The sequence below is a fragment of the Mycobacterium sp. NGS18 genome, assembly GCF_059813185.1.
Genome location: NZ_JCALEC010000002.1, coordinates 516790 through 541080 on the forward strand (window position 1 = coordinate 516790; position 24291 = coordinate 541080).

At 68.4% G+C, this 24291-nt stretch carries 25 protein-coding genes; 15 read left to right on the forward strand and 10 right to left on the reverse strand.

The genetic code is table 11. The features are described 5' to 3' along the window. Positions 1-29: 29 nt before the first annotated feature. Positions 30-908, forward strand: coding sequence for an SDR family oxidoreductase (locus tag AC5Y31_RS05960; RefSeq protein ID WP_499978818.1), 879 nt, complete (start codon positions 30-32; stop codon positions 906-908). Between the two features lie 66 nt (positions 909-974). Here AC5Y31_RS05960 and AC5Y31_RS05965 read toward each other — a convergent pair whose 3' ends face one another. Then, positions 975-1841 (reverse strand): PAC2 family protein, encoded by an 867-nt coding sequence (locus AC5Y31_RS05965; RefSeq protein ID WP_065023596.1) that lies wholly within the window; start codon positions 1839-1841, stop codon positions 975-977. 204 nt (positions 1842-2045) lie between these two features. Here AC5Y31_RS05965 and metH point away from each other — a divergent pair, with 204 nt between their 5' ends. From metH to AC5Y31_RS05990, 5 genes are read left to right on the forward strand one after another with little or no spacing between them, the layout of a single operon-like run. Next, on the forward strand, positions 2046-5786 hold the full coding sequence (metH, locus tag AC5Y31_RS05970) for a methionine synthase (RefSeq protein WP_499978822.1): 3741 nt from the start codon (positions 2046-2048) through the stop codon (positions 5784-5786). A gap of 3 nt (positions 5787-5789) precedes the next feature. Next, on the forward strand, positions 5790-6491 hold the full coding sequence (locus tag AC5Y31_RS05975; RefSeq protein ID WP_499979010.1) for an HAD family hydrolase: 702 nt from the start codon (positions 5790-5792) through the stop codon (positions 6489-6491). Positions 6492-6497: 6 nt separating this feature from the next. Further along, positions 6498-6779 (forward strand): phosphoribosyl-ATP diphosphatase, encoded by a 282-nt coding sequence (locus AC5Y31_RS05980; RefSeq protein ID WP_065023599.1) that lies wholly within the window; start codon positions 6498-6500, stop codon positions 6777-6779. Between the two features lie 2 nt (positions 6780-6781). Beyond that, complete coding sequence (gene hisG, locus AC5Y31_RS05985) at positions 6782-7642, forward strand: ATP phosphoribosyltransferase (protein WP_109470691.1); 861 nt, start codon at positions 6782-6784, stop codon at positions 7640-7642. A 45-nt stretch (positions 7643-7687) separates the two neighbouring features. Further along, positions 7688-8167 (forward strand): glycine zipper 2TM domain-containing protein, encoded by a 480-nt coding sequence (locus AC5Y31_RS05990; RefSeq protein ID WP_499978824.1) that lies wholly within the window; start codon positions 7688-7690, stop codon positions 8165-8167. Between the two features lie 10 nt (positions 8168-8177). On the opposite strand, the gene AC5Y31_RS05995 is transcribed toward AC5Y31_RS05990, so the two are convergent. Beyond that, positions 8178-8963, reverse strand: a complete 786-nt coding sequence (locus tag AC5Y31_RS05995) for a thioesterase family protein (protein WP_499978827.1) — start codon at positions 8961-8963, stop codon at positions 8178-8180. After that, positions 8960-9772 carry a RecB family exonuclease gene (locus AC5Y31_RS06000; protein WP_499978829.1) on the reverse strand — a complete coding sequence of 271 codons (813 nt, stop codon included), beginning with the start codon at positions 9770-9772 and terminating at the stop codon, positions 8960-8962. Before AC5Y31_RS06000 ends, AC5Y31_RS05995 begins: the two co-directional genes overlap by 4 nt. A 65-nt stretch (positions 9773-9837) precedes the next feature. Between AC5Y31_RS06000 and AC5Y31_RS06005 the strand changes: the two genes are divergently transcribed. Continuing rightward, entirely contained in the window at positions 9838-10671 is an 834-nt protein-coding gene (locus tag AC5Y31_RS06005) for a tRNA (adenine-N1)-methyltransferase (protein ID WP_065023604.1), read from the forward strand. A gap of 4 nt (positions 10672-10675) precedes the next feature. On the opposite strand, the gene AC5Y31_RS06010 is transcribed toward AC5Y31_RS06005, so the two are convergent. The 4 genes from AC5Y31_RS06010 to AC5Y31_RS06025 all read right to left on the reverse strand — a co-directional run bounded on the left by AC5Y31_RS06010 (position 10676) and on the right by AC5Y31_RS06025 (position 12493). Then, positions 10676-11098, reverse strand: a complete 423-nt coding sequence (locus AC5Y31_RS06010) for a hypothetical protein (protein ID WP_499978833.1) — start codon at positions 11096-11098, stop codon at positions 10676-10678. A 68-nt stretch (positions 11099-11166) separates the two neighbouring features. Next, complete coding sequence (locus AC5Y31_RS06015) at positions 11167-11460, reverse strand: DUF503 domain-containing protein (protein WP_065023606.1); 294 nt, start codon at positions 11458-11460, stop codon at positions 11167-11169. A gap of 2 nt (positions 11461-11462) precedes the next feature. Beyond that, positions 11463-11993: a lipoprotein LppK gene (gene lppK / locus AC5Y31_RS06020; protein WP_499978835.1), complete on the reverse strand. Its 531-nt coding sequence runs from the start codon at positions 11991-11993 to the stop codon at positions 11463-11465. An 11-nt stretch (positions 11994-12004) separates the two neighbouring features. Continuing rightward, positions 12005-12493: an MTB12 family secreted protein gene (locus AC5Y31_RS06025; RefSeq protein WP_499978837.1), complete on the reverse strand. Its 489-nt coding sequence runs from the start codon at positions 12491-12493 to the stop codon at positions 12005-12007. A 155-nt stretch (positions 12494-12648) separates the two neighbouring features. Between AC5Y31_RS06025 and arc the strand changes: the two genes are divergently transcribed. Next, positions 12649-14472, forward strand: a complete 1824-nt coding sequence (gene arc / locus AC5Y31_RS06030) for a proteasome ATPase (protein ID WP_065023630.1) — start codon at positions 12649-12651, stop codon at positions 14470-14472. 9 nt (positions 14473-14481) lie between these two features. Here arc and AC5Y31_RS06035 read toward each other — a convergent pair whose 3' ends face one another. After that, complete coding sequence (locus tag AC5Y31_RS06035; RefSeq protein ID WP_499978839.1) at positions 14482-14889, reverse strand: hypothetical protein; 408 nt, start codon at positions 14887-14889, stop codon at positions 14482-14484. 129 nt (positions 14890-15018) lie between these two features. On the opposite strand from AC5Y31_RS06035, the gene AC5Y31_RS06040 reads away from it, so the two are divergent. From AC5Y31_RS06040 to AC5Y31_RS06070, 7 genes are all read left to right on the forward strand, one after another. Continuing rightward, positions 15019-15645, forward strand: coding sequence for a TetR/AcrR family transcriptional regulator (locus AC5Y31_RS06040; RefSeq protein ID WP_499978840.1), 627 nt, complete (start codon positions 15019-15021; stop codon positions 15643-15645). 22 nt (positions 15646-15667) lie between these two features. Further along, positions 15668-17176, forward strand: a complete 1509-nt coding sequence (dop, locus tag AC5Y31_RS06045) for a depupylase/deamidase Dop (RefSeq protein ID WP_499978842.1) — start codon at positions 15668-15670, stop codon at positions 17174-17176. A gap of 87 nt (positions 17177-17263) precedes the next feature. Beyond that, positions 17264-17458 carry a ubiquitin-like protein Pup gene (locus AC5Y31_RS06050; RefSeq protein WP_013828730.1) on the forward strand — a complete coding sequence of 65 codons (195 nt, stop codon included), beginning with the start codon at positions 17264-17266 and terminating at the stop codon, positions 17456-17458. Further along, positions 17455-18354: a proteasome subunit beta gene (gene prcB / locus AC5Y31_RS06055; RefSeq protein WP_499978847.1), complete on the forward strand. Its 900-nt coding sequence runs from the start codon at positions 17455-17457 to the stop codon at positions 18352-18354. Before AC5Y31_RS06050 ends, prcB begins: the two co-directional genes overlap by 4 nt. Further along, a complete protein-coding gene (gene prcA, locus AC5Y31_RS06060; protein WP_499978849.1) occupies positions 18351-19097 on the forward strand; it encodes a proteasome subunit alpha in 747 nt (248 codons plus the stop codon). The genes prcB and prcA overlap by 4 nt, the downstream gene beginning before the upstream one ends. A gap of 8 nt (positions 19098-19105) precedes the next feature. After that, entirely contained in the window at positions 19106-19771 is a 666-nt protein-coding gene (locus AC5Y31_RS06065; protein WP_499978851.1) for a GntR family transcriptional regulator, read from the forward strand. Positions 19772-19936: 165 nt separating this feature from the next. Further along, complete coding sequence (locus AC5Y31_RS06070) at positions 19937-20590, forward strand: GntR family transcriptional regulator (RefSeq protein WP_499978853.1); 654 nt, start codon at positions 19937-19939, stop codon at positions 20588-20590. Between the two features lie 86 nt (positions 20591-20676). On the opposite strand, the gene AC5Y31_RS06075 is transcribed toward AC5Y31_RS06070, so the two are convergent. Both AC5Y31_RS06075 and gjpA read right to left on the reverse strand, forming a co-directional pair. Next, entirely contained in the window at positions 20677-22899 is a 2223-nt protein-coding gene (locus tag AC5Y31_RS06075) for a PGRS repeat-containing protein (protein WP_499978855.1), read from the reverse strand. 35 nt (positions 22900-22934) lie between these two features. After that, positions 22935-24026, reverse strand: a complete 1092-nt coding sequence (gjpA, locus tag AC5Y31_RS06080; RefSeq protein ID WP_499978857.1) for an outer membrane porin GjpA — start codon at positions 24024-24026, stop codon at positions 22935-22937. Between the last annotated feature and the right edge of the window lie 265 nt (positions 24027-24291).

Here is a 24291-nt window from a genome sequence, read left to right on the forward strand (position 1 = left end):
CCGAGTCGCGCCGCGGGTAGTTTGGCCGCATGGTTTCGATTCACTCCCAAGTCATCTTCATCACCGGCGGCGCGCACGGTATCGGCGAGCAGCTGGCCCGCCGGCTGCATTCCCAGGGCGCCTCTGTGGTGGTGACCGACCTGGATGGGGCGGCCCTGGACAAGCTGGCCGATGATCTCGGTGACCGGGTGCTGACCGCGGTCGCCGATGTGCGGGATCTGGGCGAAATGCAGTCGGTGGCCGCACAGGCCGTGCAGCGTTTCGGCGGCATCGACACCGTGGTGGCCAACGCCGGCATCGCCAGCTACGGGTCGGTGCTGAATGTCGATCCCGAGACGTTCAAACGGGTTATCGACGTCGACGTGGTCGGGGTGTTCAACACCGTGCGCGCCGCACTGCCGTCGGTCATCGAGCGTCGCGGGTACGTGCTGATCGTGTCCTCGCTGGCGGCGTTCACCCCGCTGGCCGGGATGGCGTCCTACGACGTGGCCAAGGCCGGGGTCGAGCACTTCGCCAGTGCGCTGCGCCAGGAGGTCGCCTACCAGGGCGTCGAGGTCGGTTCGGCGCACATGGGCTGGATCGACACCCCCTTGGTTCGCGATACCAAGGCCGATCTGGGGGCCTTCGACGAGATGCTGGCCAAACTGCCGTGGCCGCTGAACAAGACCACCACCGTCGACAAGTGTGTCGACGCCTTCGTCGCGGGCATCGAGGGCCGTCGTCGCCGCGTCTACTGCCCGGGCTGGGTGGGGGTGTTGCGCTGGCTCAAGCCGGTGTTGACGCTGCGGCCGGTGGAAGCCCCCTTCATCAAGGGCGCTGCCACCATCGTGCCGCGGATGGACGCCGAAGTCGCCGCCCTGGGGCGCTCCACCAGCGCGTACAACGAGGCCAGGGAAAAGGAAAAGTAGCCCGGCGGTTCAGCGAGGCTCGACGTAGGAGAGGCGAAGCTGGGACCGCCGCATGAGCCCGGCGGTTCAGCGTCGGCGCCGGCGCAGATAGCGCTCGAACTCCGCGGCCAGCGCGTCGCCGTCGATCTTGTTCAGCGCCTCGGTCATGTCGACCTCGGCGTCGCCGCGTTCCTCCAGCGAGGCCACGTAGTCGGCGATCTCGTCGTCCTCGCTGGCCATCTCGGTGACCGCCAGCTCCCACTCCTCGGCTTGGGCCGGCAGATCGCCCAGTGGCACCTCGACGTCCAGGGCGTCCTCCACGCGGCGCAGCAGCGCGACGGTCGCCTTGGGATTGGGCGGCTGCGAGACGTAGTGCGGCACCGCCGCCCAGAACGTCACCGCCGGAATCCCGGCCGCCACGCAGGCGTCCTGGAATACCCCGGTGATCCCGGTCGGACCCTCATAGCGGGTCTCGGTCAGCCCGAAGCGGGTGGCCGACTCCGCCGAGTACGCCGCCCCCGACACCGGCACCGGGCGGGTGTGCGGGGTGTCGGCCAGCAACGCCCCGAGGATCACCACGGTGTCGACGTCGAGTTGCTCGATGACCGCCAGCAGCTCGGCGCAGAACGTCCGCCAGCGCATGTTCGGTTCCACGCCGTGCATCAGCACGATGTCGCGGTCGCTGCCCGGCGGCCGGCAGTGCGAAACGCGCATCGACGGCCACACCAGCTCGCGGGTGACGCCGTCGAGCTGGCGGATCACGGGCCTGTTGACCTGATAGTCGTAGTACGCCTCGTCGTCGATATCGACGATGAGCCGGGCCTCCCAGATGTCGTTCAGGTGCTGCACCGCGTCGCTGGCGGCATCGCCGGCGTCGTTCCAGCCCTCGAATGCGGCCACCACAATGGTGTCGTGCAGCTCGGGAAACGCAGTGCCGTCATCCGGTCGGGTCACAAAGTCAGCCTACGGCGTGCGCACTGATCACGGGCTCTACTCCCACCGGCTGAGTCGCCTTGTTCATCGGGGCGTTCGTCCCTGCGCCGGGTGAGCACGTAGACTCTTCTGCGTCGAGAGGCGTTGCAACGGTTCGCCGGAATCTGCCGGTGGCCGCCACGCTCGACAGAGTTAAGGACGCCTTCCGTCACGGAAGGACCCCGCATGACCGCCCCTGAGCCCGAAACCTTCGCGCCCAACATCCGGCCCGACGCCACCGACGAGCTGACGGCTGCTCTGGGCGCGCGGATCCTGGTGATCGACGGCGCGATGGGCACGGCGATTCAGCGGGACCGTCCGGACGAGGCCGGTTACCGCGGTGAGCGGTTCGCCGAGTGGCCGTCCCCGCTGCAGGGCAACAACGACCTGCTCACCCTGACGCAGCCGCAGATCATCGAGGGCATTCACCGCGAGTACCTCGAGGCGGGCGCGGACATCCTGGAGACCAACACGTTCAACGCGAACGCGATCTCGCTCTCCGACTACGACATGGTCGACTTCAGCTATGAGCTGAACTACGCCGGTGCCGCCCTGGCCCGCAAGGCGGCCGACGAATACAGCACGCCGGACAAGCCCCGCTACGTGGCCGGCACGCTCGGACCGACGACGCGGACGGCGTCGATCTCGCCGGACGTCAACGACCCGGGTGCCCGCAACGTCTCCTACGACCAGCTGGTCGCCGCCTACCTCGAAGCCGCCAACGGCCTGGTCGACGGTGGCGCCGACATCATTCTCATCGAGACGATCTTCGACTCGCTGAACGCCAAGGCCGCGGTGTTCGCCGTCGAGACGCTGTTCGAGGACCGCGGACGCCGCTGGCCGGTCATCATCTCCGGCACCATTACCGATGCGTCCGGGCGCACCTTGTCGGGTCAGGTCACCGAGGCGTTCTGGAACTCGATCCGGCATGCGAATCCGATCGCGGTGGGCCTCAACTGCGCCCTGGGCGCGCCGGAGATGAGGCCCTACATCGCCGAGATGGCGCGGATCGCTGACACCCACATTTCCTGCTACCCGAATGCCGGGCTGCCCAACGCCTTTGGCGAGTACGACGAGTCCCCGGAGCGTCAGGCCGGCTACATCGCCGACTTCGCCGAGGCCGGCCTGGTCAACCTGGTTGGGGGTTGCTGCGGAACGGCGCCGGAGCACATCGCCGAGATCGCCAAGGTCGTCGAGGGCAAGCCACCGCGCGCGCTGCCCAGGATCGAGCTGGCCACCCGGCTCGCGGGCCTGGAACCGCTCAACATCACCGACGACTCGCTGTTCGTGAACATCGGTGAACGCACTAACATCACCGGCTCCGCCCGGTTCCGCAACCTGATCAAGGCCGAGGACTACGACACCGCGCTGTCGGTCGCCCTGCAGCAGGTCGAGGTCGGTTCGCAGGTCATCGACATCAACATGGACGAAGGCATGATCGACGGCGTCGCCGCGATGGACCGGTTCACCAAACTGGTTGCGGCCGAGCCGGACATCAGCCGCGTCCCGGTGATGATCGACTCCTCCAAATGGGAGGTCATCGAGGCGGGCCTGAAGAACGTGCAGGGCAAGCCGATCGTCAACTCGATCTCCATGAAGGAGGGCGAGGAGAAGTTCATCCGCGAGGCACGGCTGTGCCGCAAGTACGGCGCCGCCGTCGTCGTGATGGCCTTCGACGAGCAGGGCCAGGCCGACAACCTGGAGCGCCGCAAGGAGATCTGCGGGCGCGCCTACCGGATCCTGACTGAGCAGGTCGGCTTCCCGGCCGAGGACATCATCTTCGACCCGAACTGCTTCGCGCTGGCGACCGGCATCGAGGAGCACGCGACCTACGGCATCGACTTCATCGAGGCCTGCGCCTGGATCAAGGAGAACCTGCCCGGGGTGCACATCTCCGGCGGCATCTCGAACGTGTCGTTCTCGTTCCGGGGCAACAACCCGGTCCGCGAGGCGATCCACGCGGTGTTCCTGTTCCACGCCATCAAGGCCGGCCTGGACATGGGCATCGTCAACGCCGGAGCGCTGGTGCCCTACGACTCGATCGACCCCGAACTGCGGGAGCGCATCGAGGACGTCGTGCTGAACCGTCGCGAGGATGCTGCCGAACGGCTGCTGGAGATCGCCGAACGGTTCAACTCCTCCGAGAAGGCCGAAGATCCCGCGGCAGCCGAGTGGCGCAGCCTCCCGGTCCGCGAACGGATCACGCACGCCCTGGTCAAGGGCATCGACGCAAACGTCGACGAAGACACCGAGGAGCTTCGGGCCGAGATCTCCGCCGCGGGCGGCCGGCCGATCGAGGTGATCGAGGGTCCGTTGATGGACGGCATGAACGTCGTCGGCGACCTCTTCGGTGCGGGCAAGATGTTCCTGCCCCAGGTGGTGAAGTCGGCCCGGGTGATGAAGAAGGCCGTGGCGTACCTGCTGCCGTATATCGAGGCGGAGAAGCAGCCCGGCGAGGGCGATCACACCAACGGCACGATCGTGATGGCGACCGTGAAGGGCGACGTCCACGACATCGGCAAGAACATCGTCGGGGTCGTGCTGCAGTGCAACAACTACACCGTCATCGACCTCGGTGTGATGGTGCCCGCCGACAAGATCCTGGCCGCGGTCAACGAGTACGACGCCGACATGGTCGGCCTCTCCGGCCTGATCACCCCGTCGCTGGAGGAGATGGCCGGCTTCGCCGCCGAGATGGAACGCGAAGGTCTTCAGATCCCGCTGCTGATCGGCGGCGCGACCACCTCGAGCGCCCACACGGCGGTGAAGATTGCGCCGCGGCGCAGCGGTCCGGTGATCTGGGTCAAAGACGCGTCCCGCTCGGTGCCGGTCGCTGCCGCGCTGCTCGACGACAAGCAGCGGCCGGCGCTGCTGGAGCAGACCGCGGCCGACTACGCGTCGTTGCGGGAACGGCACGCCCAGAAGAACGAGCGGCCGATGGTGCCGCTGGAGAAGGCGCGTGCGAACCGGACGCCGATCGAGTGGGACGGCTACACACCGCCGGTGCCCGTCCAGGGCCTCGGTGTCCGGGAGTTCCTGGATTACGACCTCGCCGAGTTGCGCGAGTTCATCGACTGGCAGCCGTTCTTCAACGCGTGGGAGATGAAGGGCCGCTTCCCCGACATCCTCAACAACCCGGCTTCGGGTGAGGCCGCCCGCAAGCTGTACGACGACGCCCAGCAGATGCTCGACCGCGCGATCGAGGAGAAGTGGCTGACGGCTAACGCGGTGATCGGGTTCTTCCCGGCCAACGCGGTGGGCGACGATGTCGAGGTCTACACCGACGAGTCCCGTACCGAGGTGCTGACGATGTTCCACAACCTGCGCCAGCAGGGTGCGCACCGGGCCGGCATCCCGAACCGGTCGCTGGGTGACTACATCGCCCCGAAGGAAACGGGTCTGGCGGACTACATCGGCGCCTTCGCCGTCACCGCGGGGCTCGGCAGCGGCGAGAAGATCGCGGAGTTCAAGGCGGACCTCGACGACTACAGCGCGATCCTGCTGGAGTCGGTCGCCGACCGGCTGGCGGAGGCCTTCGCCGAACGGTTGCACCAGCGGGTTCGCAAGGAGTTCTGGGGATTCCAGCCGGACGAGGCCTTGGACAACGAGGCACTCATCGCCGAGAAGTACCAGGGCATCCGCCCGGCGCCGGGCTACCCGGCCTGCCCGGAGCACACCGAGAAGGCGACGATCTGGAAGTTGATGGACGTCCAGGAGCGGACCCGGATCGAGCTGACCGACTCGATGGCGATGTGGCCCGGCGCCGCCGTCAGCGGCCTGTACTTCTCGCACCCCCAGTCGCAGTATTTCGTGATCGGCCGGTTGGCCCAAGACCAGGTCGCCGACTACGCGAAGCGCAAGGGTTGGACTTTGCCCGAAGCCGAGCGCTGGCTTGGCTCCAACCTCGGCTACAACCCGGAGGACTGAGCTCTGCGCGCGGTGCTCTGGGACATGGACGGCACCCTGGTCGACTCCGAGAAGCTGTGGGATGTCGCGATGGATGCCCTCTATGACCGCCTCGGCGGGGTGCTGACCCCGGAGGTCCGGGCGGCCACCGTCGGCGGTTGCGCGGAGAACACCATGCGCATCGTCTACGACGATCTGGGGCTGCCGCTCGACGCGGCGGCGATGGCGGAGTCGGCGCACTGGCTGCACGACTACACCGCCGGGCTCTTCGACGCCGGCCTGCCCTGGTGCGACGGTGCCCGCGAGCTGCTCGACGGACTGACCGCGGCGGCGGTGCCGATGGCCCTGGTGACCAACACCCCGCGGGTGCTGGCCGAGCGGGCGCTGAACACCATCGGCCGGCACTACTTCGCAGCGGTGGTCTGTGGCGATGAGGTGGGCAGGGGCAAGCCGGCACCGGATCCCTACCTGCGGGCCGCCGAGCTGCTGGAGCTGGATCCGCGCTGGTGTCTGGCGGTGGAGGACTCGCCGACCGGCGCGGCGGCGGCCGAGGCGGCCGGCTGCGCGGTGCTGGTGGCGCCCAATGCGATCCCGGTGCCGCCCGGGCCGCGGCGTCGTCAGGTGACCACCCTGGCCGGTCTCGAGCCGGCGGGCCTGGCCGAAATCCACGCCGATCTGGCCGGACCGCAGCGGGCCGGCGCCGGAAACCGCCGTGACTGCCGCTGATGGCGCATGAAACAATCCCTGCTCGTGAAGACCTTCGAGGAGCTGTTCGCCGAACTCGGTGAGCGCGCCGCCACCCGGCCGGCCGGCAGCGCCACCGTCGCCGCGCTGGACGCCGGGGTGCACACCGTCGGCAAGAAGATTCTGGAAGAGGCCGGCGAAGTATGGATGGCCGCCGAGCATGAGTCCGACGACGCCCTGGCCGGGGAGATCAGCCAGCTGCTGTATTGGACCCAGGTGCTCATGATCTCGCGCGGGCTGACGCTGTCCGACATCTACCGGAAGCTGTGAGCATGTTGCGTGTCGCGGTCCCCAACAAGGGGGCGCTCAGTGAATCCGCCGCGGCGATGCTGGCCGAGGCCGGCTACCGCAGCCGCAGCGACGCCAAGGATCTGACCGTCATCGATCCGACCAACAAAGTCGAGTTCTTCTTCCTGCGGCCCAAGGACATCGCCATCTACGTCGGGTCGGGGGAGTTGGACCTGGGGGTCACCGGCCGGGACCTGGCGCTGGAATCCACTGCGCCGGTGCGCGAACGGCTGGCGCTGGGATTCGGCTCGTCGCGGTTCCGCTACGCCGCCCCGGCCGGGCGGGACTGGGCAGTGGCGGATCTGGCCGGCAAGCGCATCGCCACCGCCTATCCCAACCTCGTTCGGAAAGACCTGGCGGCCAGAGGGATCGAGGCGACCGTCATCCGTCTGGACGGCGCGGTGGAGATCTCGATTCAGCTCGGGGTGGCCGACGCGATCGCCGACGTGGTCGGGTCGGGTCGCACCCTGCGCCAACATGACCTGGTGGCTTTCGGTGAGACGCTGTGCGATTCGGAGGCGGTGCTCATCGAGGCCGCCAAGCCGAATGGCCGCAGCCAACAGACGGCCGCAGCACGTGATCAGCTGGCGGGCCGGGTGCGCGGCGTGGTTTTCGGCCAGCAGTACCTGATGCTGGATTACAACTGTCCGCGTGCGGCTCTCGAGCAGGCTGCCGCGATCACCCCGGGACTGGAGTCTCCGACCATCGCCCCGCTGGCCGAGCCGGACTGGGTGGCGGTGCGCGCCCTGGTCCCGCGCCGCGAGGTCAACGCGATCATGGACGAACTGGCCGCCATCGGAGCCAAGGCCATTCTGGCGTCGGACATTCGCTTCTGCCGATTTTGAGCAGTGCCGGCGTGTTAGCGTCCGGGGGATCCTAGGAGGCCCGAAGTGACGCATTTCCTTGTGCTGCTGCTCGCGTTGTTGATCGGAGTCGTCGCCGGGCTGCGTGCGCTGACGGCGCCGGCGGTCGTGGCCTGGGCGGCCGCGCTGCACTGGATCAATTTGGACGGCACCTGGGTTCAATGGCTGAGTCATCCGGTGAGCGTCGCCATCCTGACCGTGCTGGCAGTCGGTGAACTGGTCACCGACAAACTTCCCAAGACACCGGCCCGCACGGCAGCGCCGTCGTTCGCCGCCCGCCTTGTCTTGGGCGCCTTTGCGGGCGCCGTTATCGGCACGGCCTGGGCCTACACCTGGTCGGCGCTCGGGGCGGGTGTCATCGGTGCGGTCCTGGGCACGCTAGGCGGCTATGAGGCCCGCACCCGCCTGGCCGCATCCCGCGGGCGCGACCTGCCGATCGCACTGCTGGAGGACGGTCTCGCGGTCGCGGGCGGTATCGCGATCGCCGCGTTCACCGCGGTCGTGTGAGGTGAGACGTTCAGCGTCGCTGCACCAGCAGCGTCTGCGCTGACGTCCCGATGAACCCGCTGCGGTCGAACAGCTCCGCGGTGGTCGCGCCCACGCCGTCCGGCCCGATCGAGGCGCGGGCCCGCAAGCCGAATTCTTCTCCGGCCGGCAGCCGGTGCAGATGCACCACGGTGTCGGTGTTCATGAACACGTATTCCTCGGTGTCCAGGGCGGCGCCGATGCCGTTGGCCGAGTCGACCACCATCGCCAGCCGCTGCAGGGCGGTGGTCGGCTCGGCGTCGATCAGATGTACCCGGGGACGCAGCCAGGCCACCGCGGCGCCGTCGGAGGAGTTCGGCTGGGCGCGCCACTGAACGGACCGGGCATAGCCGGTGCTCTGGGCGAACCACGCCGGCGGCGGCAGCGACGGCCCGTCGGGCAGCGGCGGGTGCCGATCGGCGGCCACCACGGTGGTGTCGGTGGTCGCCAGCGCCCACGCGCTCAGTCGAGCCACCGGACGGTCGTCGTCGCAGGACCGCATCTCGGCCTCCAGCAGCCGGATCCGCCTGCCCGAGCGCTGCACCCACGCGTGTACCCGCACCGGAGCCACTGGAATCGCGCCCAGAATGTCCAGGGCCAGCCGGGCGATCCGCTGGCCGGAGCCCGCGATCAGATTTTCGATTTCGCGAGTGAGCAACGCCAGCGGCGGTGAGCCGTGCTGCAGATTGGGTCCCCAGACGCTGCCGGTGAGCTGCGTGGACTCGAACACGTCTCCCGCGTCGGTGCCCGGTGCCCGACGGTAGTAGCTGCCGGTCATGCGGCGTCGTCGGCCGGCCAGCCGGGGTAGGACGGCGGGGTCCCGCCGAACGCCGGGCACAGCGCGCGGTGCGCGCACCAGTCACACAACCGCGACCGATTGGGCCGGAAATCGCCTGTGGCGCCGGCGGTCTGAATGGCCCGCCAGATCGCGATCAAGGTCTTCTCGAAGCGCAGCAGCTCGGCGTGGTCGGGGGAGTAGTCCAGCATCTGACCGTCGGCCAGGTAGATCAGCCGCAGCTTTTCGGGCAGCACCCCGCGTGATCGCAGCAGTGCCACCGCGTAGAACTTCATCTGGAACAGCGCCTTGGATTCGGAAGCCGCGGACGGCCGGCCGGTGACCGATGGGGCTCTGCCGGTCTTGTAGTCGACCACCCGCAGGCCGCCGGAGGGCGCCACGTCGATGCGGTCGACGAAGCCCCGCAACAGGGTTCCGTCGGCCAGCTCGACTTCGACGCGCTGCTCGCAGCTCTGCGGATCGAACCGGCGCGGATCCTCCAGCCGGTAGTAGCCCGCCAGCAGTTTGCGGGCCTCGGCCAGCAGCTTCTCGGTGTCCAGGCCCTCGGCCAGGCCCGGCTCGGTGCTGATCAGCTGCTCCCAGGACGGGGTCACCAACTCCACGGCTGCCTCCGGTCCGCGCTGCGGCGCCGGCAGCGCGTAGAGCCGCTCCAGGGCGCCGTGCACCACCGAGCCGCGCAACTGCGCCGCCGAGGGGGCCTCGGGCAGCCGGTCGATCGCCCGGAAGCGGTACAGCAGCGGGCACTGTTTGAAGTCAGCCGCGCGTGACGGGGACAACGCGGGCCTGCTCATACTCAGGCACCATACGGGCATGCACCGACAACCGGTCCGTCGCGCACGCTTTAGTGTTAGCGGCTGTGTCCGAATCGGGGATCTTCCAAGCGGGTGACCGGGCCCAGTTCACCGACGCCAAAGGCCGCCGCTACACCACGGTGCTGGTCCCCGGCGGCGACTTCCACACCCACCGCGGCGCCATCCCGCACGACGAGGTGATCGGGCTGCCGGACGGCAGCGTGGTCAAGTCCGCCAACGGCGATCCGTTCCTGGTGCTGCGGCCGCTGCTGGTCGACTACGTGATGTCGATGCCGCGCGGGGCGCAGGTGATCTACCCGAAGGATTCCGCGCAGATCATTCACGAGGGCGACATCTTCCCCGGGGCCCGGGTGCTGGAGGCCGGCGCCGGCTCGGGTGCGTTGACGCTGTCGCTGTTGCGGGCCGTCGGGCCGCAGGGCCGGGTGATCTCCTACGAGCTGCGCGACGACCACGCCGAGCATGCCCGCCGCAACGTCGAGACCTTCGTCGGGCACCTGCCCGACAACTGGCAACTAAAGCTCGGCGACGTCGCCGACTGCGACATGCCGGCCGGATCGATCGACCGGGTGGTGCTGGACATGCTGGCGCCCTGGGAGGTGCTCGACACGGTGTCGCGGGTGCTGATTCCCGGTGGCGTTCTGGTGATCTACGTCGCCACCGTGACCCAGCTCTCCGAGGTGGTGGAGGCGCTGCGCGGACAGCAGTGCTGGACCGAACCGCGAGCGTGGGAGACGCTGCAGCGCGGCTGGAACGTCGTCGGCCTGGCGGTCCGACCGCAACACGCGATGCGCGGCCACACCGCGTTTCTGGTCACCGCCCGCCGGCTGGCGCCGGGCACGGTGACCCCGACCCGGCTGGGGCGAAAACGCCCGGTGTGAGCGGTCAGGCCTCGGGGCCCCACAGCCGTGGGCTCATCGCATGCTCCGACGGCGGTTCCACGTCCACGGCACCGTCGGCGCCGATCGTGTACGGAAAGATCAGTCCTATCGCCGCGCCGTCGCGGTGCTCGACGCTGAACTCGATTCCGTCGCAGCGCTGCTCGGTCAAGGTGACGTTCAGCGCCACGACCGCGGCCCGCAGGCTGTCCTTGACCTCGGTGACGGCTCGCCAATGCGCCGCCAGTTGTTCGACGACGGTCAGATCGGCCGATGCGGGGTAGTCGGGGGCGATCACCTGTTCCTCGCCGTCGACGGACACCGCCAACGTGAACGGCCGGAACTCACCGCCTGCCTTGATGCCAGCCAGAGCGAAGTCGACTGCAGCGGCGGTGAGCTCGTCAAGGTCGCGCTGCGCCTGTTCACTCACGGTGTCACGCCAACTCGGCATCGTCTGATCGCCTCCTCAACCCCGGTGAAACCGCTTGCGTGGCAGCCTCAGTCGTCACTGCGGCTCAGCCCGCGGCGCACCGACAGCAGCTCGATCTCCGGGCGGTCGGCCACCAGGCGCTCGGCGGCGTCCAGCACCTGCACCAGATGGGCTCGCTCGCCGGACACCGCGGACAGACCGATCCCGGCGCGCCGGTGCAGATCAGTCGAATCCGCCTCCGCCGCTGAGACATTGAACTTGCGACGTAGCTCCGCGACGATCGGGCGCACTACCGACCGCTTCTGCTTGAGCGAATGCACGTCACCGAGCAGCAGGTCGAACTCCAACCAGCCGATCCACATGGCTAGGGCGCGGGAGGCGCAGATGAGTCGGCGTGCGCTTTGCCGAACGCCAGCAACGTCTTGGCGGTCTCCTGGGATAGCTGCCAGCCGGCGTCGTGCGGCGTGAACTCCATCGGGAACGTGAACGCGCCGGTGTCGGGGTTGGCGGTGTTGATGGTGACGTCGGCGGTCACGTTGCCCGGGTGGCGGTCCGACCAGGTCAGCCCGGCGGCCTCGAGGCTCAGCGGTAGATATCCGCCGTCTTTGAGTGCGGTGGCGAACTTGTCGATGGTCTCGGCATCGGTGGGCTTGGCGCCCTCGACGAGGCCCACCTTCTCCGCGCCGGGAACCTCCGAATCGGACAGCCGGTAGAGCACGTCGGTCAGTGCCTCAGGCGCCGGCATCGCCGACACCGGCGCAGCAGCGGCCGTCGACGTCGACCCCGATGTCGAGGGCTCCTCGACCGGCGCCTGCGCCGACTGGTGGCCGGTGCAGCCCGACAGCGCCAGCACCGCCGCCAGAGCGGTGATCAAGGCGAGGCGCGGCCGGAACATGCCAGCTGCGATCAGTTCGACGACGTCATCTGCGACAGCGTCATCAGCGAGGTCTTGGACAGCTTCCAGCCGCCCTGGTCCACGAACGTCAGGTTGACCGTGCGCGGCTCCATCTGCGGCCCGGAGGCGGTGACGTCCGCGGTGGCCGCGCCGAGGCCGGCCGGGGAGATGTTGGCCACGCTGATCGCCAGCGGGAACTTGCCGTTCGCGGCGGCCTTGGACATCTTGCGGTCCATGATGCTGCTCTCGACGGGCCCCAGCCCACCCTCGATCAGGTACGACTTGCCGGCGGCGGGGATACCCGGGTCGGCCAGCGTGTTGAGAATGTCGGTCAGCTGCTCGGGCGCCGGCACCGCGGCCGGCGGGTCCAGCGGCAGCGGCGCGCCGAACACCGTCAACTGCACCTGCGGGGTGACGGTTGCAACCGAGGTCACACCTGCTGCGGCCGCCCCGACGAGCGCGGCTGCTGCGATGCCTGTGGCTAGGTATTTCGCGGTCACAAAGGTCCTTTCGACGGCTGGAATCGTTACCAAGGCTAACAGCGTTTCCCGGTGTGTCGGATTGCCACAGCGCACGCGAATGCACAATGGCCGGTAGCGTTGAGGTATCCGTCGCTTCAACTTCCAGTTCGGGAAAGGAGCGCAACATGAACGACATGGAAGACTCAAAGCGTTCTGAGGCTTTCGATGCGTCCGGGGGGACGGGCGCGCCCGACGACGACCTGGCCGAGCTGGAGGAGCTGCGCCGCGAGGCAGCGGTGCTGCGCGAACAGTTGGACAACGCCCCGCAGGACACCGCCCGTGTCGGGCGCGACGTGCGGCAGCTCGAATCGCACATCGACTCGCTGACCGCGCGCAACTCCAAGCTGATGGACACCCTTAAAGACGCACGTCAGCAGCTGCTGGCCCTGCGTGAGGAGGTCGACCGGCTCGGACAGCCGCCCAGCGGGTACGGCGTGCTGCTCGCCAGCCACGAGGACGAGACCGTCGACGTGTTCACCTCCGGGCGCCGGATGCGGCTGAACATCTCGCCGAACATTGACGTCAGCACGCTCAAAAAGGGCCAGACGGTGCGGCTCAACGAGGCGCTCACCGTGGTTGAGGCCACCGCCTTCGAATCGGTCGGGGAGATTTCAACCCTGCGCGAGGTGTTGTCCGACGGGCATCGGGCGCTGGTGGTGGGCCACGCCGACGAGGAGCGCATCGTGTGGCTGGCCGAGCCGTTGGTCGCCGCGGATCTGCCCGATAGCAATCCGGATGCGGCGTCCGACGACTGGCGTCCGCGCAAGCTGCGCCCCGGCGACTCACTGCTGGTCGACACCAAAGCCGGCTACGCCTTCGAGCGCATCCCCAAGGCCGAGGTCGAAGACCTGGTTCTCGAGGAAGTGCCCGACGTCAGCTACGGCGACATCGGCGGTTTGGGCCGCCAGATCGAGCAGATCCGCGACGCCGTGGAGCTGCCGTTCCTGCACAAGGAGCTGTACCGGGAGTACGCGCTGCGGCCGCCCAAAGGTGTGCTGCTCTACGGCCCGCCCGGCTGCGGTAAGACGCTGATCGCCAAGGCGGTGGCCAACTCGCTGGCCAAGAAGATGGCTGAGGTGCGCGGCGACGACGCCCACGAGGCCAAGTCGTACTTCCTCAACATCAAGGGCCCCGAGCTGCTCAACAAGTTCGTCGGCGAGACCGAACGCCACATCCGGCTGATCTTCCAGCGGGCCCGGGAGAAGGCGTCCGAAGGCACCCCGGTGATCGTGTTCTTCGACGAGATGGACTCGATCTTCCGCACCCGTGGCACCGGTGTCTCCTCGGACGTGGAGACGACGGTGGTTCCCCAGTTGCTCAGCGAGATCGACGGCGTGGAGGGGCTGGAGAACGTCATCGTGATCGGCGCCTCCAACCGCGAGGACATGATCGACCCGGCGATCCTGCGTCCTGGCCGGCTCGACGTGAAGATCAAGATCGAGCGCCCGGATGCCGAAGCCGCGCAAGACATCTTCTCCAAGTACCTGACCGTGGGGTTGCCGGTGCACGCCGACGACCTGGCCGAGTTCGGTGGCGACCGTGCCGCGTGCATCAAGGCGATGATCGAGAAGGTCGTCGACCGGATGTACGCCGAGATCGACGACAACCGGTTCCTGGAGGTCACCTACGCCAACGGTGACAAGGAAGTCATGTACTTCAAGGACTTCAACTCCGGGGCGATGATCCAGAACGTCGTCGACCGGGCGAAGAAGAACGCGATCAAGTCGGTGCTGGAGACCGGCCAGCCCGGCCTGCGCATCCAGCACCTGCTGGACTCGATCGTCGACGAGTTCGCCGAGAACGAGGACCTGCCCAACACCACCAATCCCGATGACTGGGCACGGATCTCGGGCAAGAAGGGCGAGCGGATCGTCTACATCCGCACCCTGGTCACCGGCAAGAGCTCCAGTGCGAGCCGGGCCATCGACACCGAGTCGAACCTGGGCCAGTACCTGTAAGCCTCGGATCTACCGGAACTGCTCGGTTGCGACTTTGGTCGCGCCGATAGCCGCATAGGTCCCGGTGAGGGCGACCATGCTCAGAGCCGCCCGCAGCGGCAGATCTCGGCGCACCAGGTGGCCGAAGCCGTTGACGGTGTCGGTGGTGTCGACCACCAGGGCGAGCCGCCTCCAGCGATGGCGTTCCGTGGTGCCGCTGGTGAGGTAGCCCAGGCCCATCGCGAATGCCCGTGCGCCATAGATTCGGGTCATGTAGGTGAGTTCGGGGGAGGGCGTGACTCCGAGGATTTTGGCGAATCCCCGCGGTGCGACCAGTGAGATGCCGGCGAGGATTACCCGGCCGAGTGCCATCAGGCTCAGGGCGCTGGTGCGACTCTCGTCGACGGCGATGTCCTGAGTGACGTGTGCTGTTGCCATGCGAGCCTCCTTCGTCCGGCCGGCTAAGCTAGTGACTGACCGTCAGTCATGTTACCGTAGCGGTGGCTTCACGGCACTGTCAACGTGTTCGGCACCGGCGGCACCGATGTCGCGGAAAGGAGAGGTGCCTTGGCGCAGCAGGGATCTCGAAGACGGCGCACGACGTTGCCCGCCGAACAACGGGAACGTCAGTTGCTGGAGGTGACCCGCGGCTTGCTGCTGGCCGACGGGCCGACCGAGCTGACGGTGGAAAAAGTCACCGCGGCGGCTCAAGTCGCCAAGGGAACGTTCTACCTGTACTTCGACTCCAAGGATCACCTGCTGGCCAGGCTGTGGACCGACTACCTGGAGACCTTCTTGGCGACCGTGCGAGAGCAGCTCACCACGGCCACGCCCCCGGGCCCCGGTTGGCCCGCGGCGATCGATGCGCTGATCGAGCAGATGATCCGCTACGACATCGCCAATGCGGCCCTGCATCGGGCGGTGTTCTCACAAGCCTCCGGCGACGGGTTGCGCCAACTGCGCCTGGCCGATTCGAAGGTCATCACGCTGCTCGCTGATGCCATCGCCGCCGCGGTGAAGGCCGGGGCCGCATCGGTGGCCGATCCGCCCACTACGGCAGGACTTTTGTACTACGCCGTCGACGGCCTGTTGAACGCCGCGTACCTGGGCGAGACCGAGCCGGACGCGAACGTCATCATCGCCGCGGCCCAGGAGATGGCCCACCGGACCCTACGCACCAACGGGCACCGCTGATGGCCTCGCCTAGGCTGAGGCCATGCAACGGATCATCGGGACGGAAGTCGAATACGGCATTGCTTCGCCGTCGGATCCGACCGCTAACCCGATCCTGACCTCCACTCAGGCGGTGCTGGCTTATGCCGCGGCGGCCGGAATCCCGCGCGCCAAGCGCACGCGCTGGGACTACGAGGTGGAGTCCCCGCTGCGCGACGCCCGCGGCTTCGACCTGAGCCGCTCATCCGGGCCCCCGCCGATCATCGACGCCGACGAGGTCGGCGCGGCCAACATGATCCTGACCAACGGGGCCCGGCTCTACGTCGACCACGCCCACCCGGAGTACTCCGCGCCCGAGGTCACCGACCCGATGGACGCGGTGATCTGGGACAAGGCCGGCGAGCGGGTGATGGAGGCCGCCGCCCGCCACGTGGCCAGTGTGCCCGGGGCCGCCAAGCTGCAGCTCTACAAGAACAACATCGACAACAAGGGCGCCTCTTACGGCACCCATGAGAACTATCTGATGAGCCGGCAGACGCCGTTTTCGGCGATCATCGCCGGGCTGACCCCGTTTTTCGTGTCCCGCCAGGTGATCTGCGGGTCCGGTCGCGTCGGTCTGGGCCCGGCGGGCGACGAACCGGGCTTCCAGCTCTCCCAGCGCGCCGACTACATCGAGGTCGAGGTCGGCCTGGAGACCACCCTCAAGCGCGGCATCATCAACACCCGCGACGAACCGCACGCCGACGCCGACAAGTATCGCCGGCTGCACGTCATCATCGGCGACGCCAACCTCGCCGAGACCTCGACGTATCTGAAGGTCGGCACCACCGCGCTGGTGCTCGACCTCATCGAGGACGGCCCCGAGCACGGCATCGACCTGAGTGATCTGGTTCTGGCCCGGCCGGTGCGTGCGGTGCACGTGATCAGCCGCGATCCGACGCTGCGGGCCACCGTCGCGCTGGCCGACGGCCGGGAGATGACCGCCCTTGCGCTGCAACGGATCTACCTGGACCGGGTGGCGAAGCTGGTCGACGCCCGCGATCCCGATCCGCGCGCCACCCACATCATCGAGACCTGGGCGCGGGTTCTCGACCAGCTGGAACGCGACCCGATGGAGTGCGCCGACCTGCTGGACTGGCCGGCCAAGCTGCGCCTGCTGGAGGGTTTCCGGCAGCGGGAGAACCTGAGCTGGTCGGCTCCCCGGCTGCACCTGATCGACCTGCAGTACTCCGACGTCCGGCTGGACAAGGGCCTCTACAACCGGCTGGTCGCCCGCGGCTCCATGCAGCGGCTGATTACCGAACAGCAGGTGCTCGACGCGGTAGACAATCCGCCGCCTGACACCCGTGCCTACTTCCGCGGGGAGTGCCTGCGCCGGTTCGGCGCCGACATCGCCGCGGCCAGCTGGGACTCGGTGATCTTCGACCTGGGCGGGGAGTCGCTGGTCCGGATTCCCACCCTGGAGCCGCTGCGCGGCAGCAAGGCGCACGTCGGGGCGCTGCTGGACTCGGTGGACAGCGCGGCTGAACTGGTCGAACAACTCACCACCTAAGCCCGCCGGCGACGCGGTGTCGACCGGTAGGGTGGAGAAACCGACGTGCGCGTGATGCGCAAGCCGATGTAGATGCAGGAGGCAGCGATGGCTCAGGAGCAGACCAAGCGTGGCGGTGGCGGTGGCGACGAGGACGACCCCACCGGTCCCGCGGCCGCCGGCCAGGAGCGTCGCGAGAAGCTGACCGGGGAGACCGACGACCTGCTCGACGAGATCGACGACGTGCTGGAGGAGAACGCGGAGGACTTCGTGCGCGCGTACGTCCAAAAGGGCGGCCAGTGAGCTGGCCCTTCCATGACCGCCTACCCGTCCAATCCACGCTCCCGGGGCTGCCGTCCAACTCGGTAGACCTGTCGTCGTTCTCGGACTTCCTGCGCCGCCAGGCGCCGGATCTGTTGCCGGCGGGCAGCGCGGGCTTGAGTTCGACCGCAGGCGCTGAGCTGCCGCACGGCACCACGATCGTCGCGCTGAAATACCCCGGCGGTGTGGTGATGGCCGGCGACCGGCGCTCCACCCAGGGCAACATGATCGCCGGGCGCGACGTCCAGAAGGTCTACATCACCGACGATTACACCGCCACCGGCATCGCCGGCACCGCGGCGATCGCCGTCGAGTTCGCCCGGCTCTACGCCGTCGAGCTGGAGCATTACGAGAAGCTCGAAGGGGTGCCGCTGACGTTCGCCGGAAAGGTCAACCGGCTGGCGATCATGGTGCGGGGCAACCTGGGTGCGGCGATGCAGGGGTTGCTGGCGCTGCCGCTGCTGGTGGCCTATGACATCGACGAGGCCGACGTCGAGCACGCCGGGCGCATCGTGTCGTTCGACGCCGCCGGGGGCTGGAACATCGAGGAGGAGGGCTACCAGGCGGTGGGCTCCGGGTCGCTGTTCGCGAAGTCGTCGATGAAGAAGCTCTACGGACAGGTGACCGACTCGGATTCGGCGCTGCGGGTGGCCATCGAGGCGCTGTACGACGCCGCCGACGACGACTCGGCCACCGGCGGACCGGATTTGGTGCGCGGCATCTACCCGACTGCGGTGACGATCGGCGCCGACGGTGCTGTCGACGTTCCCGAGGAGCGGATCGCCGAACTGGCTCGGGAGATCATCGAGAGCCGTACTCGCGGTGGGGGGTCCACACCCAAGGCCGGCGCAAACAAGAAGGGCGCGGGTAAGAAATGAGCTTCCCGTATTTCATCTCGCCCGAACAGGCGATGCGTGAACGCGGCGAGCTCGCGCGCAAAGGCATCGCCCGCGGCCGCAGCGTGGTGGCGCTGGCCTACGCCGACGGCGTGCTGTTCGTCGCCGAAAACCCCTCGCGCTCACTGCAGAAGATCAGCGAGCTCTACGACCGGGTCGGGTTCGCCGCCGCGGGCCGGATCAACGAGTTTGAGAACCTGCGTCGCGGCGGAATCCAGTTCGCCGACACCCGCGGGTATGCCTACGACCGCCGTGACGTCACCGCACGCCAGCTGGCCAACGTCTACGCCCAGACTCTGGGCACGATCTTCACCGAGCAGGCCAAGCCCTACGAGGTCGAGCTGTGCGTGGCCGGGGTGGCCTACCAGGGGCAGACCAAAGCCCCTGAGCTGTACCGGATCACCTACGACGGGTCGATCACCGATGAACCGCACTTCGTGGTGATGGGTGGCACCACCGAGCCGGTGATCGCCGCGCTCAAGGACTCCTACACCGAGAACGCCGAGTTGGCCGACGCCCTGCACATCGCGGTCAACGCGCTGAAGAAGACCGACTCCGGCAACGGTGCCGAACAGCGGGAGTTGGGCCCGGGCACCCTGGAGGTGGCCATTTTGGATGCCAACCGGCCGAAGCGGGCATTCCGCCGGATCGCCCGGGCGACGCTGGAAGAGTTGCTACCGCAGGCGGATTCGCCGGGGGAGACATCTGGCGACGCTTCCGGCTAGGGATTGCGGTGCCGAAGAAGTACGGGATCAAAGAGAAGGACCTGGTCGTCAATCACATCGTTGACCTGGTGCTGGCCGGCGAGCTGCGCTCCGGTGAACGCGTCAATCGTGATGCGATCGCGCGGGCGCTGGGTGTCAGTCGGCTGCCGGTTCAGCAGGCGATCGACCAACTCGAGCAACAGGGCATGCTGGCCAGCCGTTATCACCGTGGCGTATTTGTCAGCCGGTTCGACGAGGACGTCGTCCGCGAACAGCACGAGTTGCACGGGGAGTTGAACGCCATCGCGTCGGTGCGGGCGGCAACCAGCCCGACCCCGCGGGTTTTGGCCGAACTGGATGCCGCACTGCGAGATCTGCGCGCCAATGAGGCGCCGGCCGAGTTTCAAGACGCGGCCTACGCCTTTCGCCGAATCATCGTCGAGGAATACGCCGGCCCGCCGCTACAGGCGGCGATCAGCGCGGCACGGGTCTTCATGCCGCGCGGATTCTGGGGGAGCTACGTTAACGACCACGAGGAGTTCCTGCCCAGCTACGAAGCGGAAGCTGCTGCGATCCATCAGCGCGACCCGGATGCCGCGAGGACGGCCTGCATGCACCGAGCGCGCCTGCAAGCCCAGGTGGTGCTCACCGAGTTGTCCATGCGAGGCGTGCTCAACGGGTTCCGGTCGGAGTGACAGGTCGCCTCGCTGTTGGTAGGCCAGCTACGGTGGGTCGATCGAACGTCGGGTTCTTTAGGGGCAAGAAATGTATTTCCGGGGCCGCACCGGGTTGGAATCGTTGCCGCTGCAACTCGATTCGTCGAGGGAAGCGTCAGCAGAGGCCCCAGGCTAGGCCCATCGATGCCCAAGAAATACGGGGTCAAAGACAAGGACCTGGTCGTCAATCACATCGTCGACCTGGTGCTGGCCGGCGAGCTGCGCTCCGGCGACCGGATCAATCGTGACGCGATCGCGACGGCCCTGGGCGTCAGTCGGCTGCCGGTTCAGCAGGGCATCGACCAGCTTGAACAGCAGGGGATGTTGGCCAGCCGTTACCACCGCGGTGTCTTTGTCAGCCGGTTCGATGAGGCCGTCGTCCGCGAGCAGCACGAGTTGCATGGGGCATTGAACTGCATCGCCGCGGCAAGGGCGGCGACCAACCCGACGCCGCGCGTCTTGGCTGAACTTGATGCGGCGCTGCGGAACATCCAGGCGGGCACCGGGCAAGCGGAGTTTCAAGAGGCGGCCTATGCGTTCCGCAGCATCATCATCGAGGAGTACGCCGGCCCGCCGCTGCAGGCGGCGATTGTCGCCGCGCGCGTCTTCGCCCCGCGGGGGTTCTGGGGCAGCTATCCCAGGGGCCACGCAGAGTTCCTGCCCACCTACGAAGCCGAGGCCGCAGCGATTCGCCGGCGTGACCCTGACGCCGCCCGGGCTGCCAACATGACGCGCGCGGAGATGCGGGCGGAGATCGTGATCGCCGAGTTGACCCGGCGAGGTGTGCTGAGCGGCTGAGTGCCACGCCGCGCCGCGCGCGCCCCGTCGATGCGAAGGCCCGGCACGCCGTCGCGTACCGGGCCTTCGCCGCTTGTCGCCTGGGCCTACCCCGCGGGTGCCGGGTGAGCGCCGGTGCCGCCGGTGCCGCCGGTGCCGCCGGTCGTCCCGGTGGGCGCCGTGCCGGGCTGGCCGGGCCCGCCCGCGGTGTCGCCGACTGCGCCTCCGCCACCGCCGTTGCCGCCCGTGCCGCCATTGACGGCGCCGGCGCCGTTGCCGCCGTTGCCGCCGTTGCCGCCGTTCCCGCCGATCGGATCGGTGGAGGGAGCACCGCCGGCGACGTAGCCGCCCCCGACGCCGCCGTTGCCGCCGGCGCCGCCGTTGCCCGCATGGCTGGGCCCGATACCCAGGTCGTTGACCGGCGTTTCGACGCCGCCACTAGTCCCGCCGGTGCCGCCCGCGCCGCCATTGCCGGCTGTTGTTGCTCCGGCTCCGCCGTTGCCGCCGTTGCCGCCATTGCCGCCCGATGCGGTTCCTGAGCCGCCGGCCCCGCCGGCACCGCCATCGCCGCCCGCACGGCCGCCCGACAGGATGCTGCCGGAGTTGGAGCCGCCGTCACCGCCATTGCCGCCCTTGCCGCCGACGCTGACGACATCGTTGCCGGTTGCGCCATCGCCGCCGGCGCCACCAGCACCACCAGACCCGGCATCCGCGGTGGCGTTGCCGCCACCGCCGCGCCCGCCGTTGCCGCCGTCACCGCCTCGGCTGTAGCTGGTGCCGTCGTGCTGCCAGCCGGTGCTGGTGCCGCCGGTTCCGCCGTTACCTCCGGCATGGCCGCCGCCGCTACCGCCGCTGCCGCCGTTGCCGCCGTTGCCGCCGGCGTAGGTGCCGGTGCCGCCGTTGCCGCCGTTGCCACCGGGGCCCGGGCTGAACCCGTTGCCGCCGTTGCCGCCTTTGCCGCCGATGGTCTGGACGGTGGGGTCATCGGTGGCGCCGTTGCCGCCGTTGCCGCCTTCGCCGCCGCCGCCGCCGCGGCCGGTGGCGCCGTTGCCGCCGTTGCCGCCCTTGCCGGCGCTGGCGAAGCCGCCGTTGCCGCCGTCGCCGCCCTTGCCGCCGGGGATGCCGGTTTGTGGGTCGCTGTTGCTGGCAGTGGTGCCGTTGCCGCCGTTGCCGCCGTTGATACCGGCGCCGCCGTTGCCGCCGTTGCCGCCGTCGCCGCCTATCCCGGTCGGTGTGGTGTAGCCGCCGCCGTAACCGCCGGTGCCGCCATTGCCGCCGTTGCCGAGATACTCGCCGTTGCCGTCTTGGTAGGCGTTGCCGCCGTTGCCGCCGTTACCCCCGTCGGAGGCGTGACCGAGTTGGCCGGCCTGTCCGTACATCGGGCTGGTGAAGATGGTGGAGCCCCGGGCACCGGCTGCCCCGCCGTGGCCGACGCTCCAATCGACGCCGCCGTTGCCGCCGTTGCCGCCGTCGAGGTGCTCGAGGGTGCCGGCGGCGCCGTCGCCGCCAGTGCCGTTGGCCCCGCCGTTGCCGCCGTTGCCGCCGTTTCCGAACGTGAATCCGCTGCGGCCGCCGCTGCCGCCGCTGCCGCCGAGCCCGCCGGCGCCGCCGTTACCGTCACCGCCGTTGGCGAAAGTACCCGCGATTCCATCGGTACCGGCACCGCCGATGCCGCCGTTGCCGCCGTTGCCGAAGAACCACGCGGAGGCGTTGCCGCCGGCGCCGCCGTTGCCGCCGTTGACGCTCGGGTCGAGGGAGGCGCCGCCGTTGCCGCCGTTGCCGCCGTTGCCCATCCAGTTTCCACCGGCCCCTCCGGCACCGCCGTCGGCGCCTACTCCACCGTCGCCCCCGTTGCCGCCGTCGCCGAGCCAGCCCGGCGCATTGCCGCCGTTGCCGCCGTCGATCCCGGCCTCGGTGCTGTTCCAGCCGTCGCCGCCATCACCGAACCACAGTCCGCCATTGCCGCCGTCGGGGTTGGCCTCGGTGCCGTCGACGCCGTTGCCGATCAGGAACTGCCCGGCTGAGGTGTTGATCCAGCCGTTGACCATCTCGCCGAAGTCACTGGTGATCCAGGCCTGCAGACTGTCGTGGATCGGGTCGTAGAACCACTGATCGATCGTCGTGGTCCAGTCGAAGGAGCCCACCTCGGCCGGGCCGGGATCCACCCACGCCGAGGTATCGAAAAGATCAGCGATCCAATCGAACTCGTCGGCGTGCGCCGGGGTCGCGACAGTGGCGGGGGTCATCCCGAAGGCCAGAAACGCGCCTACAGCGCTGGCAGCACCGACCGCACGGGAGTGGCGGCGGGCGCTGGTGTGATGACGACTCATCGTGAGGGAAACCTTTCTAAAGATGTTGGGAGATATCAGAGGCCGAACAGATCGCCGAGCCAGCCGAACGCATCGGATGCCGCGCCGGTCCCGCCGTCATCGAGGGCGTCGGTGGGCAGCAGCGGCAGATTCGCATCCGCCAACGGCGGGGTGACGACCACCGGCCCTTTGCCGTCCCAACCCGATCCGAGCAGCGCGCCGACGGTTTGGCCCCAGGCCTGCCACGCGGCGATCGGACCGATGCCCGCACTGTTGAGGTCCAAGGTGCCCAGGACCGGGACACCGCTGAATTCCAAACCGACACTTTGGAAGAGCGAGCCGCCGACCGCGGGCACCTCGGCAGCGACCTCACCGCCGGGGCCGAGTACCTGGTAGCTCACCGCGGCCACACCTGTGGACAGCAGCCCGCCGAAGGCGAAGTCCAGGTGGTCCATGTTCATGCCGGCCGGGAAGAACCCGGCCTCGTTGATCATCGGCAGCAGGGCGTCGAGGTTGAGAGTGGCGCCATTGAGGGTGGCGCCCCACATGTTGGTCAGGGTGTCACCGAGGTTGTCGCCGTCGGTGATGCTGTTCAGCAAGGCGACCCAGGGGCTGATCATCGGGCCGATCATGCCCATCAGGACCGCGCTGGCCGGCGAGCCCAGCATGTCGATGATCGGCAGGATCTGGTTGGGGTCCACATCGGCGGGCAGGTACCCGGCGACTTGGCCGAACATCAGCTGGTGGGTGCCGTCCATGGTGTGGTTGAGGATTGTGGTCCGAGTCTCCGCGGTGGCGTCCTGCAGGGCCCAGCCGGAGATCACCGCGTTCAGGTGCAACTGGATCTGCTCGTTGACCGCATTGGTGGAGCCGGCCGGGTCGTTGGCCAACTGGTCGGCGTAGCTCAGCTGGTTGGCCCAGAACTGCTGCATTCCCACCCCGGGTGCCAAGTACCAGTTGTTCAGCATGGTGGTGAGGTTGGCCGAGGCGGCATTGATGACGTCTTGGTACGCACCGGTCAAAGCCACGGCATGGGACTGGACCTCGGGAATGGTCGGCAACGGCGCGGCCGCCGGGGTGGCCGTGATCAGGCCGGCGCCGGCGATCACCACACCGGCGGTGGCGTAGGGGCGAAGCTTGGCGTGCAAGGGGACTCCTTCGGGTATGTGATGCACAGCACCGTGACGAACGAACATGAGACTAACTGAAGAAAACCTAATTTGCATACAAAAAAATAGAACGTGTTCCAAACGGGCTGCGTGGGGCGTTGCGGCGCGGCGCGGTGGCGGTTGAGAGGCGCGCGTTACCGGCAGGTAATTAGCGTGTGGTCGCCCGTGGTGGTGCCGGGACGTGCAGCACGTGGGACCTACGGCCGCGATTAAATATGAATGCAAGTCGTATTTAGTTGCACAT

Coding starts and splice junctions, on each gene's coding strand:
- AC5Y31_RS05960 (WP_499978818.1), top strand. CDS start 30: ATGGTTTCGATTCACTCCCAAGTCATCTTCATCACCGGCGGCGCGCAC.
- AC5Y31_RS05995 (WP_499978827.1), bottom strand. CDS start 8,963: ATGACCGGCAGCTACTACCGTCGGGCACCGGGCACCGACGCGGGAGAC.
- dop (WP_499978842.1), top strand. CDS start 15,668: ATGCAACGGATCATCGGGACGGAAGTCGAATACGGCATTGCTTCGCCG.
- AC5Y31_RS06075 (WP_499978855.1), bottom strand. CDS start 22,899: ATGAGTCGTCATCACACCAGCGCCCGCCGCCACTCCCGTGCGGTCGGT.
- AC5Y31_RS06050 (WP_013828730.1), top strand. CDS start 17,264: ATGGCTCAGGAGCAGACCAAGCGTGGCGGTGGCGGTGGCGACGAGGAC.
- arc (WP_065023630.1), top strand. CDS start 12,649: ATGGAAGACTCAAAGCGTTCTGAGGCTTTCGATGCGTCCGGGGGGACG.
- lppK (WP_499978835.1), bottom strand. CDS start 11,993: ATGTTCCGGCCGCGCCTCGCCTTGATCACCGCTCTGGCGGCGGTGCTG.
- AC5Y31_RS06000 (WP_499978829.1), bottom strand. CDS start 9,772: ATGAGCAGGCCCGCGTTGTCCCCGTCACGCGCGGCTGACTTCAAACAG.
- prcA (WP_499978849.1), top strand. CDS start 18,351: ATGAGCTTCCCGTATTTCATCTCGCCCGAACAGGCGATGCGTGAACGC.
- AC5Y31_RS06070 (WP_499978853.1), top strand. CDS start 19,937: ATGCCCAAGAAATACGGGGTCAAAGACAAGGACCTGGTCGTCAATCAC.
- AC5Y31_RS06015 (WP_065023606.1), bottom strand. CDS start 11,460: ATGTGGATCGGCTGGTTGGAGTTCGACCTGCTGCTCGGTGACGTGCAT.
- AC5Y31_RS06035 (WP_499978839.1), bottom strand. CDS start 14,889: ATGGCAACAGCACACGTCACTCAGGACATCGCCGTCGACGAGAGTCGC.
- hisG (WP_109470691.1), top strand. CDS start 6,782: ATGTTGCGTGTCGCGGTCCCCAACAAGGGGGCGCTCAGTGAATCCGCC.
- metH (WP_499978822.1), top strand. CDS start 2,046: ATGACCGCCCCTGAGCCCGAAACCTTCGCGCCCAACATCCGGCCCGAC.
- AC5Y31_RS05980 (WP_065023599.1), top strand. CDS start 6,498: ATGAAACAATCCCTGCTCGTGAAGACCTTCGAGGAGCTGTTCGCCGAA.